The sequence below is a fragment of the Ferviditalea candida genome, assembly GCF_035282765.1.
In the GTDB taxonomy this organism is placed as follows: Bacteria; Bacillota; Bacilli; order Paenibacillales; family KCTC-25726; genus Ferviditalea; species Ferviditalea candida.
Map to the genome: position 1 here is coordinate 68384 of NZ_JAYJLD010000007.1, position 16348 is coordinate 84731.

Here is a 16348-nt window from a genome sequence, read left to right on the forward strand (position 1 = left end):
AGGTTTTTTTATATTCATGCATCAAAATTCGATTCAAGCGCAATAATGGCTTTTACACGCCCCACCTGACCGTTCGTCAAGCGTACTTTGATTCCATGGGGATGCCGGGGCGAGTTCGTGAGGATATCCTTGACGATTCCGCGGGTCAGCTTTCCTGTGGGTTGGTCCTGCTTTAGAACGATATCAACCTGAAGACCGGGTCGAATATTGTTACGCACTTGCCCGCTCTCATTCATTCATGTCACTCCTTATCTGTGTCAATAAGCAAAAATTTGCAAATCGCCCGCGTAACCTTTACTCTAAATATTATTATATATGCAAACTTAGGCATCGCGAAGAAATAACTTCCACTAAATTGGTCGCAAAGATTAATTAAACCACTTGAACCTTCGCCGCCAAAAGTGGAACTAATTTCATCGCGAGCCATTATTGGCAATTTTCGAGCTTGGAGGGACGTTTCGCATGCGTTCGACGCGTTTGTTGTGGAGAAGTGCGTGGATCGCCGCGGTCGCGGCGACTGTCTTATTGTTGTCGGGGTTTGTGTATGCGGTTCGTGATCTCATGAATCCGTCCCCGTCGACGGCTGTTCCTCCCCCGAAAGCGACGGCTCCAGCCGCTGATCCGGTGAAACAGAACAAAATTCAAATTGTCGCCTTGGGAGACTCGTTGACCAAAGGCATGGGGGATGTCTCAGGCAACGGCTATGTCCAGGATGTTAAGCGGCTTTTGGCGAAGGATACCGGCAAGTCGGCATATGTAATCAGCAACCTGGGTGTTAACGGATACCGTTCGGACCAGCTGCTGGCTGATTTAAACACGAAACCGTTTCTGACCGACTTGCTGAAGCGGGCTAACCTCATCCTGCTGACCATTGGTGGCAACGATCTGTTCAATTACGCCTGGCAGGAATTTAATCTAACGACGAATATCAACCCTGAGGCGCTGCTGCAAAGACTTCCGCCAAATGTGAAACGGCTTGACTCGATTCTGACCAAATTAGCCAAGGTCAATCCGGATGCGCGCATCGTCTACGTCGGTTTGTATAACCCCTTCATCGATACCGATAAAACGGGCAAAAGCTCCGATGTTATCCAAAGATGGAATTACGAAGCGTCCCTGATCGCCGACCGCTATCCGAATGTGACGGTGGTGCCGACGTTTGATTTGTTTGAGAAGAATCCCGCGAAATATCTGTATACGGATCATTTTCATCCGAATCAGGAAGGCTATTTGAGAATTGCGGAACGCATCGTGCAGGCGCTTAAGTAGTGTAAATGCATTTGAATAGTGTAAAGCATCTCAGTAGCCTAAGGGGGGAAGCGGCATGGACTCGAAGCCGGCAGTCGTTTTGTCCGTACGGGATGTCCGCAAAAAAATCGGACGCAAATGGATCATCAAAGGGGTTTCATTCGATATCCGCGAAGGCGAAGTATTCGGGTTCCTCGGACCGAACGGTTCCGGGAAAACCACGACGATCCGCATGCTTGTCGGGCTGATTAGGCCGACGGACGGGAGCATTTCCGTTTGCGGCAAGGATGTTCAGCAGGAACATAATGCAGCCCTGCTTCAGATCGGTTCGATCGTGGAGAACCCGGATATGTACGGCTTTATGACGGGTTGGGAGAATCTTGAGCATTTTGCCGCAATGATGCCGAACATCACCGAGCAGCGTCTGCACGAGGTGGTGCGAATCGTCGGCTTGAAAAACCGGATTCATGACAAGGTCAAAACCTACTCGCTCGGCATGAAGCAGCGGTTGGGCATCGCCCAGGCCCTGCTGGGGAAACCGAAGCTGCTGATCCTCGATGAGCCGACGAACGGTTTGGATCCGCAGGGAATCAAGGAGCTTCGGGACTTTGTGCGGCTGCTCGCGGATCAGGGAATGAGCTTGTTCATCTCCAGCCATCTGTTAAGCGAGATTCAAATGCTGTGCGACCGGGTGGCGATCATCAGCCGCGGCCAGGTGATTGCGGTCGGCGGGGTGGATGAGCTTCTGCAGCAATCGAAAGGGCGGGTGCTGTGGCAGGTTGATCAATTCGAAACGGCAATTCGGCTGCTTACCGAGACGCCGGAGATCGAAACGCTCAGGGAGGATCAGGCGGGGGATCTGTCGGAAGTGTCCCAGGCACCCGGTTCCCGGTTGATCGTTGCACAAATGCCCATCGAACTGATCCCCGAAATGAACCGAAAACTGGTGAAAGCCGGTGTCGGCGTTTTTTCGGTGCAGGTCAAAAATCCATCGCTCGAGGGACTGTTCTTAAGCTTGACGGAGGGTGAATCTATTGATTAGCTTGTATCCGCTCGTAAAAAACGAAACCTTGAAAATATTAAGAAAAAAACGGTTTCTCGTGATCATCCTGATCCTGGCGATTTTGATCCCGGTGTTTACCTATGCCAGAATGACCATGGCGGAGGCGCAGCGCAAGCAGTTCGGAACAACCGATTGGCGCGTCATGGTCCAGCAGCAGATTTATGATTATACGAACCGCTTGGGCAGCGCAAGGGTTCCCGAGGAATGGAAAGCGTGGATGAGGGTTCAGGTGCAGAGGCTGCAGTATTACTTGGATCATGACGTCGACCCGTCATCGCCGAACGGGGTGACGTTCGCCTCCGGCTTCATGGACAATGCCGTCTCCTTGTTCATTCCGCTGCTTGTGCTGGCGGTCGCGTCGGACCTTGTTTCGGGAGAACGCTCGGCCGGTACGATCAAAATGCTGTTGACCCGTCCCGTGAGCCGATGGAAAATACTCACCTCCAAGCTGATTGCCTTGCTTTTGTTCACCTCGCTGATCGTGTTTTCCTCGGCAATCATGGCTTATCTGATTTCAGGGGTGGTGTTCGGCTACGGGGGGTGGGATATGCCGGCATTTACCGGCTTTCAGATCAACGGCACGCAGTTGAACGAAGCGAACGTGCACGCGGTGCCCCAGTGGCAGTATTTGATCATGCAGAGCGGGCTGGTCTGGTTCTCCGCGCTGGTTGTCGCCTGCCTCTCGTTGATGGTGTCGATACTGGTGCGCAGCACGGCGGCAAGCATTGTGATCATGATGGCGGCCATTATCGCCGGCTCGATTTTGACCAACATGGCGCAATCCTGGCAAACCGCCAAGTATTTGTTCATGGTGAATCTGCAGCTGACCGATTATTTGTCCGGCACGTTGCCTCCGATTCCCGGAATGAGCCTGACTTTTTCACTGGCGGTGCTGTCGGTTTGGGCATTGGCTTCGCTTATTGTTTCCTATGGGGTTTTCGTGAGGCAGGATATTTTGTAGTGAAGCGTCTGTCCGATGGAAGCAAGGCGTGAATCGGAATACAGAAGCGATTCATCGAATGTTGCTTCCAGCTGCTTATTGGGAAGTGCCTCCAAGCTCCGTTGTTTTGAGTTTCTATAATAAGGTTTCTCAATGTCAAAACTCAAAGCCAAAGTCGCTTATACGGCATCTTCCCAATACCCGCTTTCGCAACAGATGAATGCTCTTAAAATTCACTTAAATCATTTTATCGGACAGGCTCCGGGCAAAACACTTGCATTTCAACCGAAAAACCATGATATAATGCTAAGCATCAGGCTATACAGGACAATCGATCATAGAGCAAATACGTCAAGGGGGGAATCGATGAATGGTCGAGCAGTTGGATTTGTTCTCAAATCCGGGCTTGCAGGAACAGTCGGATTACGGAGCTGACGACATTCAGGTGCTGGAGGGACTCACAGCCGTCCGCAAACGTCCGGGAATGTATATCGGCAGCACCAGCTCTTCCGGACTGCACCACCTGATCTGGGAAATTGTCGACAACGCCGTCGATGAGCATTTGGCCAAATATTGCACGAAAATCGATGTGACCATCCATCAAGATCAATCTGTGACCGTATACGACAACGGCAGGGGAATTCCCACCGGGATGCACAAAATCGGCATACCGACACCGCAGGTCGTATTCACCGTGCTTCATGCCGGAGGGAAATTCGGGGGAGCCGGCTACAAAAAATCGGGGGGGCTGCACGGGGTCGGCGCTTCGGTCACTAATGCCCTTTCGGAATGGCTGGAAGTGGAAATCTTCCGGGAAGGAAAAATACATAAGCAGCGCTTCGAATATTGGATCGATCCTGACGGCAAAGAGCATGTCGGCGAACCCGTCACAGGCTTGGAGGTTGTGGGCAACACAAACAAAACGGGCACGAAGGTGACGTTTAAACCGGACAAGCGGGTATTTCAGGGCAATTATTCGATCAACTATGACTTGTTGTATGAACGGCTGCAGGAGATCGCCTTTTTGAACTCGGGCTTGACCATCACGCTGAAGGATCAGCGCTCCGGCAACGAAGATGCGTTCAGCTATGAAGGCGGAGCGAGCGAATTTGTGAAATTTCTCAATGAAGACAAGCATGTGCTGCATGATATCATCCATTTCAACGCCGAGAAAGACGAGATTGAGGTGGAAATCGCGCTGCAGTACAATGATGGCTACACCGAGACGATCGCTTCGTTCGTGAACTCGATTCCGACGCGCGGGGGAGGCACGCACGAGACCGGCTTCAAGACCGCCTATACCCGGGTGATGAATGAATATGCCCGAAAAACGGGACTGCTGAAGGAAAAGGACAAAAATCTCGAAGGCTCCGATCTCCGTGAAGGGATGATGGCCGTTCTCAATATCAAGATGAGCGAGGTCGAGTTTGTAGGGCAGACCAAGGACCAGTTGGGCAGCGCAGCGGCGAGAAGCGCCGTGGATGCAGTAGTAACGGAAAAAATGACGGAGTTTCTGGAAGAAAATCCGCTGGTCGCGCAGCTGCTGCTCAAAAAGTCGGTTCAGGCGTCCAAAGCCAGGGAGGCGGCACGCAAGGCGCGCGATGAGATCCGTTCGGGCAAAAAAGGCAGAAGCGAAAGCTCCAACCTGGGCGGCAAGCTGACTCCGGCGCAGTCCAAGGATTATTCGAAGAACGAGCTGTTCATCGTCGAGGGCGATTCTGCAGGCGGCTCGGCCAAGCAAGGGCGCGATTCCAAGCATCAAGCGATATTGCCGCTGAAGGGCAAGCCGATGAATCCGGAAAAAGCCAAGCTGGCGGATATTTTGAAAAATGAAGAATATCGGGCGGTGATTTCTGCGATCGGTGCGGGGGTCGGCCCTGAATTTGATCTGGCGGAGTCGAATTACGCCAAAATTATCATTATGACCGATGCGGATATGGACGGCGCTCACATTCAGGTCCTGCTGCTTACGTTCTTTTATCGCTATATGAAAGCTTTGATCGATGCCGGCAAGGTTTTTATCGCCAAGCCTCCGCTGTTCAAAGTAAGCAAGCGTTCCGGCAAAACGGAAATCGTGAAATATGCGTTTTCCGATGAAGAGCTGGACGGGGTCATCAAGGAGCTCGGGAAAAATGTGGAGATCCAACGCTACAAGGGCTTGGGCGAAATGAATCCGGAGCAGCTGTGGGAGACGACGATGGATCCCGAGCAAAGGACGCTTCTTCGGGTTCAGATCGAGGATGCCGCAAAAGCGGAGAGGCGCGTCTCGACATTGATGGGCGACAAGGTGGATCCCCGAAAGCGCTGGATCATCGAGAACGTCGATTTTACCGAGATAGACGAATAAGAAGGTGAGGAAGCGAATATGGCTGAAGCAGAACAACTCATGTCCGCCCTGCTGGAGGAAGTCGTCGGCGACCGGTTCGGACGGTATTCGAAATATATCATTCAGGATCGCGCCATTCCCGATGTGAGAGACGGATTGAAGCCGGTGCAGCGGCGTATTCTGTACGCGATGTATGAGGCCGGGAACACGGCGGACAAGCCGTACCGCAAATCGGCGAAAACGGTCGGGGACGTCATGGGCAATTATCATCCGCACGGCGATTCCTCGATCTACGACGGCATGGTTCGGATGGCGCAGCCATGGAAAATGGGGCATACGCTCATCGACGGGCACGGAAACTGGGGCTCTCTGGACGACGATCCTCCGGCGGCGATGCGTTATACCGAGGCGAGGCTGTCCCAGATTGCAGGAGAACTGCTGAGAGACATTGAAAAGAAAACTGTTCCGTTCAGGGATAATTTCGACAATACGCTGAAGGAGCCGGTGGTGCTTCCGTCGCGTTTTCCCAATCTGCTCGTCAACGGCGTAAGCGGCATTTCCTCCGGCTTTGCCACGGAAATCCCGACGCATAATTTGCGCGAGGTTATCGATGCCTGCATCGCTTTGATCGACCGTTCCGACTTGACTCTGGAAGACATTATGAAGCTCATTAAAGGACCGGATTTTCCCACCGGCGGCATCATCATGGGAGAAGAGGGCATTCGCGAGGCGTATGCAACCGGCAAGGGAAGAATCTATATTCGGGCCAAGGCTGCCATTGAAGAGATGAAGGGCGCGCGCCAGCAAATCGTGATCACGGAAATTCCTTTCCAGGTGGTCAAATCGAAGCTGGTGACCTCGATCGAAAATATACGTCTGGACAAGAAAGTTGAAGGCATTGCCGAGGTTAGGGACGAAAGCGGACGGAACGGGCTGAGGATTGTCATCGAATTAAAAAAAGACGCCGACGCCCAAGGAATTTTGGCTTACCTGCTGAAGAAAACCGATCTTCAGGTCAATTACAACTTCAATATGGTGGCTATTGTCAACAAAGCCCCGAGACAGATGGGGATCAAGGAAATTTTGAAGGCCTACATCGACCATCAAAAAGATGTGGTGACCAAGCGCTCGCGATACGATCTGGAAAAGGCGGAGGACCGGGCCCATGTGCTTGAAGGCTTGGTTAAAGCCCTGAATATTCTGGATGAGGTCATTGCCGAAATCAAAGCCTCAAAAAACCGTCAGGATGCCCAAAAGAACCTGGTGAGCAAGTTTGCGTTCACGGATCGCCAGGCGGATGCGATTTTGGTCCTGCAGCTGTACAGGCTGACCAATTTGGAAATTACCTCTCTGACCAAAGAGCTGCAGGAGGTCAACAAGCTCCTTGACTATTTGAAATCGATTCTCGGCAGCGAGAAGAAGCTGTTGGGCGTCATCAAGGATGAGCTTTTGGACATCAAGAAAAAGTACGGAATTGACAGACGCTCGGAAATTCAGAGTGAAGTGGAAGAATTGAAAGTGAACCTGGAAGTCATGGTGAATCCGGAGGATGTTCTGGTCACCGTTTCCAATGAAGGATATATCAAACGGACCAGCATGCTTTCCTTTATCAGATCCGGCGGTGAAGTGGAGGCTACGGGATTGAAGGAAGGCGATTACGTCCGCTTTTTGCTGGATGTCAACACGATCGAAAACCTGTTGATTTTCACAAAGAACGGCCAGTATTATTTGCTTCCCGTTCATCAGATTCCCGAATTCAAGTGGAAGGACAACGGAACGGCGATCGTGAATGTGATCCCGATTGCGAAGGAAGACCGGATCGTGAATATCATACCGGTCAAAAATTTCGACGAGCCGGGCAAAACTCTCGTTTTCTTCACGAAAAAAGGGCAAGTGAAAAGAACCGACTTAAAGGAATACATGACCAACCGGTCGATCGGCATTGCCGCCTGCAAATTGAACGGCGGCGATGAAGTGGTGGATGTTCTCCAAAGCGACGAAACCAAGGAAATTCTGCTGGTCACGAAAAACGGCATGAGCATCCGCTTCAAGGAAAGCGAGGTCAATCCGATGGGCCGTGTATCCTCGGGGGTAAGAGGCATTAATCTGAACGAAGACGATGAGGTGGTTTCGGCCCATTTCGTGGAAGGAGACGAGGGCGAGATCCTGGTCATTTCCGACCGTGGCTATGCCAAGCGTTCTCTGCTTCTGGATTATCCGGTGCAGGGCAGGGGAGGAAAAGGCGTGCTGACTTTCGAATTCAAGGAAGGCAAGCGCGTAAAGCCGAACGGAAGCAGGCTGATCAAGGCGTTCTATGTGAGGGATGCGATAGAGTTGAAGGCTTTGATCCAACCTGGAGACCCGCTGACTTTCTCTACGGAACAGGTAGCGATTGAAGATCGGAAATCAATCGGCAGACCGGTAATCAAGCTGGAGAAAAATGCGGAACTGATGAATGTCTTACCTTTGCGTTAAACAAAGTGAATGTTCAAGCTGAAAGTGAATCGTGCGGAATTGTTGAATCCGCACGATTTTCCGCGCTTTCTATCGATTCATGTCATGAATTATTAATTATATTAATCTTTATCAATTTACCTGGAAATGGTATAATGAATGGAGTTTAAACAGAGGTGACCATGATATCTTACGGCGGGATGTGATATATTCATGTACGCTCAGGAGTTCTCAAAGCTTTGGCAGAAAATATCCAAGGACCTGCGCACCTATATGGAGACGGAATTGGCTCCGACACTGACGGAAGGCCAATTGAACGTCTTGGAGTACCTGCTGGCGCATGAACAGGTCAAGCCTTCCGATTTGATCGAGTATGTGTCGACCACTCCGGCTGCAGTGACGACACTGCTTGACCGCATGGAAAAGAATGAATTAATTGCGCGGGAACGAGATGAGGCCGACCGCAGAATTGTCTGGATCCGTCTGACCGCAAAAGGCCGCGAGGAAGGAATGAGGGGCAGCAGGATTCGGCAGCAGTTTTTGGAGCAGGTTCTGAACCGGATTTCCGCACACAACCAGCAGCTGCTGATCTATCTGCTCGGAAAAATATCCAAACAATAGACTGTAAGCTGCTTTTACGTACTTGTATTCTTCAAGCTTCCATCTGAACTTATCATTGTTTATTCAATGGAGGCCGTTACATCATCTAAACCACATTCACGCATCGGAGGACAAGCCCCCTTGGTCCTTATTAAATGATGTATGTTGAAAGAGCAAGGATGAACATATGTGTCCCGGCAATTGCTTCTTCGCTCCGGGCTCTCAGCAAAAAAAGACATCAAGCCTATTACACCTGATGCCTTATAATCCATTGTTCTATATCTGCTTCATTTGTTGTGCCTTCTGCTGCTTTCAACCCCAGTTCGACTAACTCATTTTGGGAGTATCTGATTTGACCCGTTTTCCTGGAGTACTTTCGGCAAAAAGCGGGTTGCACGTCTTCAGGAAGATTCCGATACTCGGCTGCGAGACGGTGATGTCGTCAATCTGGACGATACTCTTGCCGCTCATCCGTACGCCAAAGTGTTGCCGTTTCTCTGCTGGCTGCGTGATCACGCACGCAAAGTGAACGTTTGGGGCATGAATCTCGTCGCCCTTCAAGCGGTGCTAAAGTCGGGACTAGAGTATCCGCTCTTTTATGCCGTATGGCGCAAAATCGGGAAAGACGAGACGGGACTCACCAAACTTGATTTAGCACGCCAAATGCTGCTCATGCTGCGCGAGAGTGTCTCTTGTCGCTTATGGGTGGCCATGGATCGCTGGTATTTATGCAAAGATTTTTTCGTATTCCTGATGGCAAACGGTTATGACTGGGTGACCAAGGCCAAGCGTAATACCGCGATGTTTCAGCGGGTCATCGAGTAAGGGAACAGGGAGGGAGCGGTTTGTTCCGGTCACGCCGATTATGCTCATCAAAGCCGTATACAAAGACTTGATGAAGCTCGGTTCGTCCGGACTTGTAGGCATCGCTATTCCCGATATCTATATGAAACTGCCCTACACCGCAACTAACCGTAAAGGGAAAACGATAGAGAAAATGCGCTTCGTTCCTATTGCTGCCGTTGTCGCAACTCGCCTGAAAGAAGACGAGGAAAGCGCCGATAAAACCGATGATGAAAACGAGTCCCCCGCCACCTATCGAGGCGCCTCAATTTGCAAGTCTATTTCGGTCGTTCTTGCCAGAAGGTCTGGATTTACGATGGTTTTCAAAGATCAGTTACCAACAATTGGGGTAAAGTGCATAACTCATGCTTGAAATAGCCACCAACTATTATTCCGCCGTTATTTCGCCTAACGTTCTGGTATTCCCGACGTCCCACCGCCTTAAGGCCCGCAGGGCCGGGTCGGCTTGCCGACTTAGGCGGTGCGGATGTGTCCCGGCAATCGCTTCCTCGAATTAACTTCCGGGACCGAGGGGGCTTGTCCCCCGATGTGGGAATGCGTTGTTATGTGACGTGTGCCGCTTCTTAGAATTAACCTTCAAACAGCCTTCATTCTATACTATTTTCTTTCCTAATTTATGTCCAAATAGTACGATCGGTATTAATACTAGTCCAAAAGGTGCGTAAATAAATACTTCTCTCAATGTTACGATTCCTTCACCAATCAATCTGTAGAATAGATAAATAGAATAAGGCAAAATAATCAATAAAGCTGTAATGACCCCTGGGGTATACATTCTCAAATACAAAGTTTGAGCAAAATGAGTGAATACATGAATCAGTAAAATAGCATTAAATCCTATAAAAAATATGTATGACCCCTGTTCTGCAGCTAAATAGGTTATGACAGTAAACAATACAAACTCAACAAACACTGCTACTGCAAATTGTGATGATGTAACTGTCGAGTACTCACTCAGTATAATGGTTATTCTTTCAGGAACTTTATTAATAATCTGATTGAAATTCTTCTTTATCCAAGGTTCTACAAATATTATCTCTTCAAAATCATGGATCATAAAAACTACCAGAAACAACCATATTAATGAATTCACACTAATAAGATGGGTTGTAATTTCTTCCATGAAACACCTCGATAAAAATGGATTTTATATATGTTTTCGGTTTTCGGCACATGTCATATAACGTATTATTCGCGAATCGCTGGATACCTGGTCTGCAAGTTGAGACCGAGGCAGTAATTACCGAATTGGTTAGATGCATCAAACTTATTATCTCTATCGTTCACTAAATTCAGGGCGGATAAACTCTTTATTTTTAGAGTCATGCTCCCGATGCAATTTTCTCCGAAAACTTTTCCCTCTCTTTGAAAACATGTTGTTACCACAAAATAAAATAAATAGAACACGATTTCAACAGGAGGTGAAGGCCAATACCCATTATCCGCAGAGGAGAAAAGTAACTTGAAGCGTTGGTAGGGCCGTCCGATGATTTGGACGGTTTTTTTGCTCTTACCACATCAAAAAGTATAAGTTTTCGGGATTGAAAACGAGCTTTCTGATTGGCGATAAAACCTTCCGCTGTACGCGGTCGCTCATCACTGAAAATGCCTCGATAGAGGTTTTTTCATCATCTTCCCTGTACCGGTTCTCCTTCGGCGGCCATCGAGTTCACGTGCACATTCATTTCCTTCAGAAATCCGGCAAGCCGGGCATAATCCTTACCGGACAGCAGCGGATCGTTCTTTGCCGCGAGCTCTGCGGCAATCGGCAGAACGCGGTAGCGCATTACTCCCTGCTGCAGATAACGGTGAACGAAGGTAGGCAGCGTCTGAATTCCGGCGATTTCCGTATGGCCTTCGGGCAGATGCTTGCGTACCGTCACTTCAAAAATAACCCCCGTATCCGTAGGTTTATAAGGCGGAGCATAACGGTGTTGATCGGAAATGAAATTGCCCAGTGAATAGATGACTACACCTTTTCTTTCCCGTCCGTCGCTGCCGGTCGCTTTCAGAAATTCATAAGGCTGGACCACGTGCGGATGGCTGCCGAGAATGATGTCGGCGCCGGCTTCGAACAGCTTTACGGCCAATTTCCTTTGAAAATCGTTCGGCTGCAGCTGATATTCCTGACCGAAATGGATGGGGATCGTCACCAGATCTGCGCCGGCTTGCTTTGCGGCGGCAATGTCCCGGATCATTCGCTTCTCATCAATAAGCGGTACCAAATAGTCCTTGCCTGCCGGAATCGGAATGCCGTTGGTGCCGTAGGTATAGGCCAGAAAGGCCATGGTGATTCCGTTTTTCTGCACGAGCAGCGGCTTCTCCGCTTCTTCGCGGGATGCGGCCGTTCCCTTGGTCATCAGCCCACGGGCGCGAAGATTTTCCAGTGTACGGATAACGCCCCGTTCCCTGCGGTCCAAGGAATGATTGTTCGCCGTGGTGATAATGTTGAATCCGGCATTTTTGAGGGCGTCGGCCAGCTCGGGCGGGGAATTGAACTCGGGATAGCCGGTGTATCCTCTCGGATCGCGGTCGGAAAGCACGGTTTCGAGATTTCCCGTCACCCAGTCTCCGTCAGCGAATATGTCTTTGACCCTTTGAAAGAACGCTTCGTAATGATACGTTTTGGATTTGGCGTCATAGCCGGAAGCGATCTCTCTCCGATGCATCATGATGTCGCCGACCGCGATCAGCTTGGCTTGCCGGGTTACGGACGGGGGGGGTTCCGCCGGAGCTGGTGCGGAGGCTTCCGGTGATGGCAGCGGTGCCGGGGTTGTTGTCTCCGCCGACAGCTGCCTGTTATGCTGGGCATCGTCATTTGTCTTCAATTGGCAGACGCTCATCGTGACGCTCAAAGCCAATCCCAGCGCGGCCAGCATGCCTGCTCGGAAATAGAACCGCCGCTGGAACGTTTTCTTATGCATGCTTTTTCCTTCTCTCCTCATTCTTCCGGGAACGAACGTTTTTTTAACGAGTGTTCTTATCCCCGTCAGATGCCGAAATCGAATTATCCGCTGAACGCGCGGCTTCAGCAATGATATCATGCCACAGGAGCCAAGGATACTGTTCCGGCGGAGCGGAAATAAACGTCATCCGTTCCTGCCGGGTCGGATGGCGCAGCGCGACCCGGAACGACCAAAGGGCGATTTGCTGGCCCGGGCGATTGACCTCGGCTCCATATTTTTGATCTCCGTACAGCGGACAGCCGATGGCCGACAGCTGGACGCGAATCTGGTGCGGACGGCCCGTATGCAGCTCGATGCGAAGCAAGCTCAAGCCTTCCTCTTGTCCCAGCACTTCATACTCCAAAACGGCTTGCTTGGCTCCGGCTGCGGACTTTGCCACGACCGAAACCGTATTTGAATCGGGATGCTTCTGAAGATAATGAACAAGCTTGCCGGACGATTGCACCGACGTCCCGCGGACAACGGCAAGATAGCTTTTGGCGAAGTTTCTTGTTCGTACATCATCAGACAAACGGGATGCCGCTTTGGAGGTTTTGGCGAATGCCATAACGCCTCCTACGGGGCGGTCCAGACGGTGGATCAGGCCGAGAAAGACGTTTCCCGGCTTGTGGTGTCTTTGCTTCAGGTCGGCCTTCAAGAGGGTCAGCATGTCCGGGTCGCCGGTCCGGTCCTCCTGAGTGGGGATATTCACCGGTTTTTCCACGACAAGCAAATGATTGTCTTCAAAAATCAGTGGGATTTCGCGATTCGCATTTTGCTTCATCCTATGCCTCCCAACGAGCTAAAATCCCGGCGGGTAGGATGAAGCCCGACTTGGTGACGGGCAGGCCCAATTCGCCTGATGAAATCGATCCTCGATAGGCATCGGCCAAAGTCCGGATCATGATATTCTTCAGCACTGTCGGGGATAACCCGGCTGTGTAAGAGTTAATCAAAAAAAACAGGGGTTGATCGGAAAGCACCTTAGTGCAAGTTTCGATGAACGGATACAAGCTGTCCTCCAGCTTCCACATTTCTCCGCCCGGTCCCCGTCCGTAGGAAGGAGGATCCATGATGATTCCGTCATATTTGCTGCCCCTGCGAATTTCCCTTTGCACGAATTTGAACACATCGTCGGTGATAAAGCGCACTTTGCGCTTGCCGAGTCCGGACAGCTCCACATTTTCCTTGGCCCATTGGACCATTCCTTTAGCGGCGTCGACATGGCAAACCTCCGCTCCGGCATAGGCGGCCGCCACGGTAGCTCCGCCGGTGTATGCAAACAAATTCAGAATTTTGACGGGACGGTCCGCGGCTTGTATTTTTTCAATGATCCATTTCCAGTTGGCGGCCTGTTCGGGGAACAGCCCGGTATGCTTGAAATTGGTCGGTCTTATGTAGAAGGAAAGCTTGTTGTCATAATTCAGCGTCCATCGCTCGGGCAGCTTTTTGGCGAATTCCCATCTGCCTCCTCCGGACGAGCTCCGGTAGTAACGTGCGTCGGCGCGCTTCCACTCCTCGGTTTCCCGCTTCAGCGGCCATATGATTTGCGGATCCGGTCTTCTCAGGATAATGTCCTTCCAGCGCTCCAATTTTTCTCCGCCGCCGGTGTCGATGATTTCGTATTCTGTCCAGTCATTTGCAACAAGCATAGGCATTTCCTTTCTTTCTGACTTAATATCGATTGGGATTCTTTTCTATTCTACAACAACCGACACATAAATATAAGTGCGGAAAACCGATAATTATCGCTGAATCGGACCATATTATGAACAAGAATAATTATTTTCGCGGGTGTATGATGAATGAGCGGATATTGATCGTCGAGGACGAAGATAAAATCGCCAGAGTGCTTGAGCTGGAATTGACCCACGAAGGATATTCCGCCGCAAGGGCGGCTGACGGGGAGCAGGGCCTTGCTTTGGCACTTGATGAAACTTGGGATCTCATTCTGCTGGACATCATGCTGCCCAAAATGGGCGGTTTCGAGGTGCTGAAGAAGATCAGGGAAGCCGACAATTTCGTTCCGATCATTTTATTGACGGCCAGGAATTCGGTTCCCGAGAAGGTGGAGGGATTGGATTCGGGCGCAAACGATTATGTGACCAAGCCCTTTTCGATCGAGGAACTGCTGGCGAGAATCCGCAATCTGCTGCGCTTATCCGGCGTGCCGGGCGACCAATCGGGGCAGGAGGAGGAAACGTGCAGTGTGGGGGATTTGACGGTCGACCCCAAAACCCAAACGGTCCGTCGCGGAGACAAGACGATCGAACTGACTCCGCGGGAATATGATTTGCTGCTTTACCTGATTCGTCATAAAGGCGCTGTGCTGAGCAGAGAGAATATCCTGTCGGATGTGTGGGGCTTTGATTTTATGGGCGATACCAATCTCGTCGACGTCTATATCCGTTATCTGCGGCAGAAAATCGACGTAGGGTTCAAGAAAAATTTGATTCATACCCGCCGGGGCGTCGGATATTTGATAAAGGAACCCTCGCCATGAGCCTGAAAACCAAAATAACCTTGCTCATGACGGTTTGGCTGATTTTTATACTGGCGTGTTTTAATGTTTTCATTTATTTCTTTTTCATTCATCTAACCACGCAAAGCGAAGGCCAGCTGATGTGGAAAAAAGCCGCAACCATTTTGTCCAAAGTGGAAATCTACAACCCGAACCGTTGGGATGATCCCGGATTGCTGAACGAATTTTTGGTGACGGATGAACTGATTCGCATCATCGGGCCGGGAGATCAAATCAAACTCCAAGTTTATTCCAATGAAGCGCTTCTTCAAAAAAAGGTGCTGTTTCGCACAAAGAATCATTTGGAAGTGCTGAAGGACGGGGAAAATCGGATGATTTTCGTGCAGGTTCCGATTCAGGTCAACAATGAGCTGGTCGGCATGCTGGAAATCGGGCATCTGCTGAATATTTTGGATAATTATGTGGAAATCCTCGTTACGGTGCTGGCGGTTACGACTGGCGGAGCCGTCATTTTGTCGTTAGCCGGGGGATTCTTCTATACACGCTTTTTGTTCAGGCCGATCAAGCATCTGGCCAATACGATGGAGGCGGTTCAAAGCAGCGGGCTTTTCCGGAAGCTTGACATGCATCAGCTTTCACTCTCGGACGAATTGGGCCAACTGGGCGTCACGTTCAACAGAATGATCGGGCGTCTGGAAAAAAACTTTATCCGGCAGCAGCAGTTTATCGAGGATGCTTCGCATGAATTGCGGACTCCGTTGACGGTGATTGAAAGCTATTCCGAGCTGTTGAAAAGATGGGGATCCACCGACCCGCAACTGAGCGAAGAGGCCATAGAGGCGATTCACTCGGAAGCCATCCGTCTGAGAAAAATGGTCTCATCCCTGCTTCAGCTTGTCGATTTCGATAGGGAAGAAACCGCAAACCGGGAATTGGTCGATCTGGTCCCGTTGGTCCAATCAACGGTCAACTCCCTGCAGCATTCGTTTCACCGGAAGATTGAACTGACAACCGAGGAGGAGCGGCTGTTTATCGAGGGTGATGCGCAAAAGCTCACGCAGCTGATGATTATTCTGCTCGACAACGCCATCAAATACAGCCGTAAAAAAATCAGAGTCAGCTTATCCGATCTGGGAGAGCACGTTCGCATCAATGTCATTGATCTGGGGATCGGCATCGCGCCTGAGGTCATACCGCGGATTTTCGACCGATTTTACAGGGAGGATCAGGCAAGGAACAGAAAAACGGGCGGCTTCGGACTCGGTTTGGCAATCGCCAAAAAAATTGTGAAAGTCCATGGAGGCAGCATTCGGATCCGCAGCAAAAAAGCGTTGTGGACAAGCATTGTCGTCACTTTCCCTAAACGGTTCACAAAGCAGGCGCTCAGAGATCAAGACGAAAAAGGATGACCCTGTGACAGATCATC

Annotated in this window: 15 protein-coding genes; 10 read left to right on the forward strand and 5 right to left on the reverse strand. The window is 50.4% G+C overall.

What is annotated here, in order from left to right; translation table 11 throughout:
• Window positions 1-14: 14 nt before the first annotated feature.
• Window positions 15-236, reverse strand: coding sequence for a YwbE family protein (locus tag VF724_RS06690; RefSeq protein WP_371753456.1), 222 nt, complete (start codon window positions 234-236; stop codon window positions 15-17).
• A gap of 226 nt (window positions 237-462) precedes the next feature.
• Between VF724_RS06690 and VF724_RS06695 the strand changes: the two genes are divergently transcribed.
• The 8 genes from VF724_RS06695 (at window position 463) to VF724_RS06730 (ending at window position 9847) form a co-directional block, all read left to right on the forward strand.
• A complete protein-coding gene (locus VF724_RS06695) occupies window positions 463-1269 on the forward strand; it encodes a GDSL-type esterase/lipase family protein (RefSeq protein ID WP_371753457.1) in 807 nt (268 codons plus the stop codon).
• A gap of 55 nt (window positions 1270-1324) precedes the next feature.
• Entirely contained in the window at window positions 1325-2290 is a 966-nt protein-coding gene (locus tag VF724_RS06700; protein ID WP_371753458.1) for an ABC transporter ATP-binding protein, read from the forward strand.
• On the forward strand, window positions 2283-3272 hold the full coding sequence (locus tag VF724_RS06705; RefSeq protein WP_371753459.1) for an ABC transporter permease: 990 nt from the start codon (window positions 2283-2285) through the stop codon (window positions 3270-3272). Before VF724_RS06700 ends, VF724_RS06705 begins: the two co-directional genes overlap by 8 nt.
• 349 nt (window positions 3273-3621) lie before the next feature.
• Window positions 3622-5598, forward strand: a complete 1977-nt coding sequence (gene parE, locus VF724_RS06710; protein ID WP_371753460.1) for a DNA topoisomerase IV subunit B — start codon at window positions 3622-3624, stop codon at window positions 5596-5598.
• A gap of 18 nt (window positions 5599-5616) precedes the next feature.
• Complete coding sequence (gyrA, locus tag VF724_RS06715; RefSeq protein ID WP_371753461.1) at window positions 5617-8052, forward strand: DNA gyrase subunit A; 2436 nt, start codon at window positions 5617-5619, stop codon at window positions 8050-8052.
• A gap of 192 nt (window positions 8053-8244) precedes the next feature.
• Entirely contained in the window at window positions 8245-8652 is a 408-nt protein-coding gene (locus VF724_RS06720) for a MarR family winged helix-turn-helix transcriptional regulator (RefSeq protein ID WP_371753462.1), read from the forward strand.
• 519 nt (window positions 8653-9171) lie between these two features.
• Entirely contained in the window at window positions 9172-9456 is a 285-nt protein-coding gene (locus VF724_RS06725) for a hypothetical protein (RefSeq protein ID WP_371753463.1), read from the forward strand.
• Window positions 9457-9496: 40 nt separating this feature from the next.
• Entirely contained in the window at window positions 9497-9847 is a 351-nt protein-coding gene (locus VF724_RS06730; RefSeq protein ID WP_371753464.1) for a hypothetical protein, read from the forward strand.
• Between the two features lie 240 nt (window positions 9848-10087).
• Here the strand turns inward: VF724_RS06730 and VF724_RS06735 are convergent, their stop codons facing one another.
• From VF724_RS06735 to VF724_RS06750, 4 genes are all read right to left on the reverse strand, one after another.
• Window positions 10088-10618: an HXXEE domain-containing protein gene (locus VF724_RS06735; RefSeq protein WP_371753465.1), complete on the reverse strand. Its 531-nt coding sequence runs from the start codon at window positions 10616-10618 to the stop codon at window positions 10088-10090.
• A 505-nt stretch (window positions 10619-11123) separates the two neighbouring features.
• Complete coding sequence (locus tag VF724_RS06740) at window positions 11124-12419, reverse strand: CapA family protein (RefSeq protein WP_371753466.1); 1296 nt, start codon at window positions 12417-12419, stop codon at window positions 11124-11126.
• Window positions 12420-12462: 43 nt separating this feature from the next.
• Window positions 12463-13224, reverse strand: a complete 762-nt coding sequence (locus VF724_RS06745; RefSeq protein ID WP_371753467.1) for an RluA family pseudouridine synthase — start codon at window positions 13222-13224, stop codon at window positions 12463-12465.
• Between the two features lies 1 nt (window position 13225).
• Window positions 13226-14092 (reverse strand): class I SAM-dependent methyltransferase, encoded by an 867-nt coding sequence (locus VF724_RS06750; RefSeq protein ID WP_371753468.1) that lies wholly within the window; start codon window positions 14090-14092, stop codon window positions 13226-13228.
• Window positions 14093-14241: 149 nt separating this feature from the next.
• Here VF724_RS06750 and VF724_RS06755 point away from each other — a divergent pair, with 149 nt between their 5' ends.
• Both VF724_RS06755 and VF724_RS06760 read left to right on the forward strand, forming a co-directional pair.
• Window positions 14242-14943 carry a response regulator transcription factor gene (locus tag VF724_RS06755; RefSeq protein WP_371753469.1) on the forward strand — a complete coding sequence of 234 codons (702 nt, stop codon included), beginning with the start codon at window positions 14242-14244 and terminating at the stop codon, window positions 14941-14943.
• Window positions 14940-16331, forward strand: coding sequence for a sensor histidine kinase (locus VF724_RS06760; RefSeq protein ID WP_371753470.1), 1392 nt, complete (start codon window positions 14940-14942; stop codon window positions 16329-16331). Before VF724_RS06755 ends, VF724_RS06760 begins: the two co-directional genes overlap by 4 nt.
• Window positions 16332-16348 lie beyond the last annotated feature (17 nt).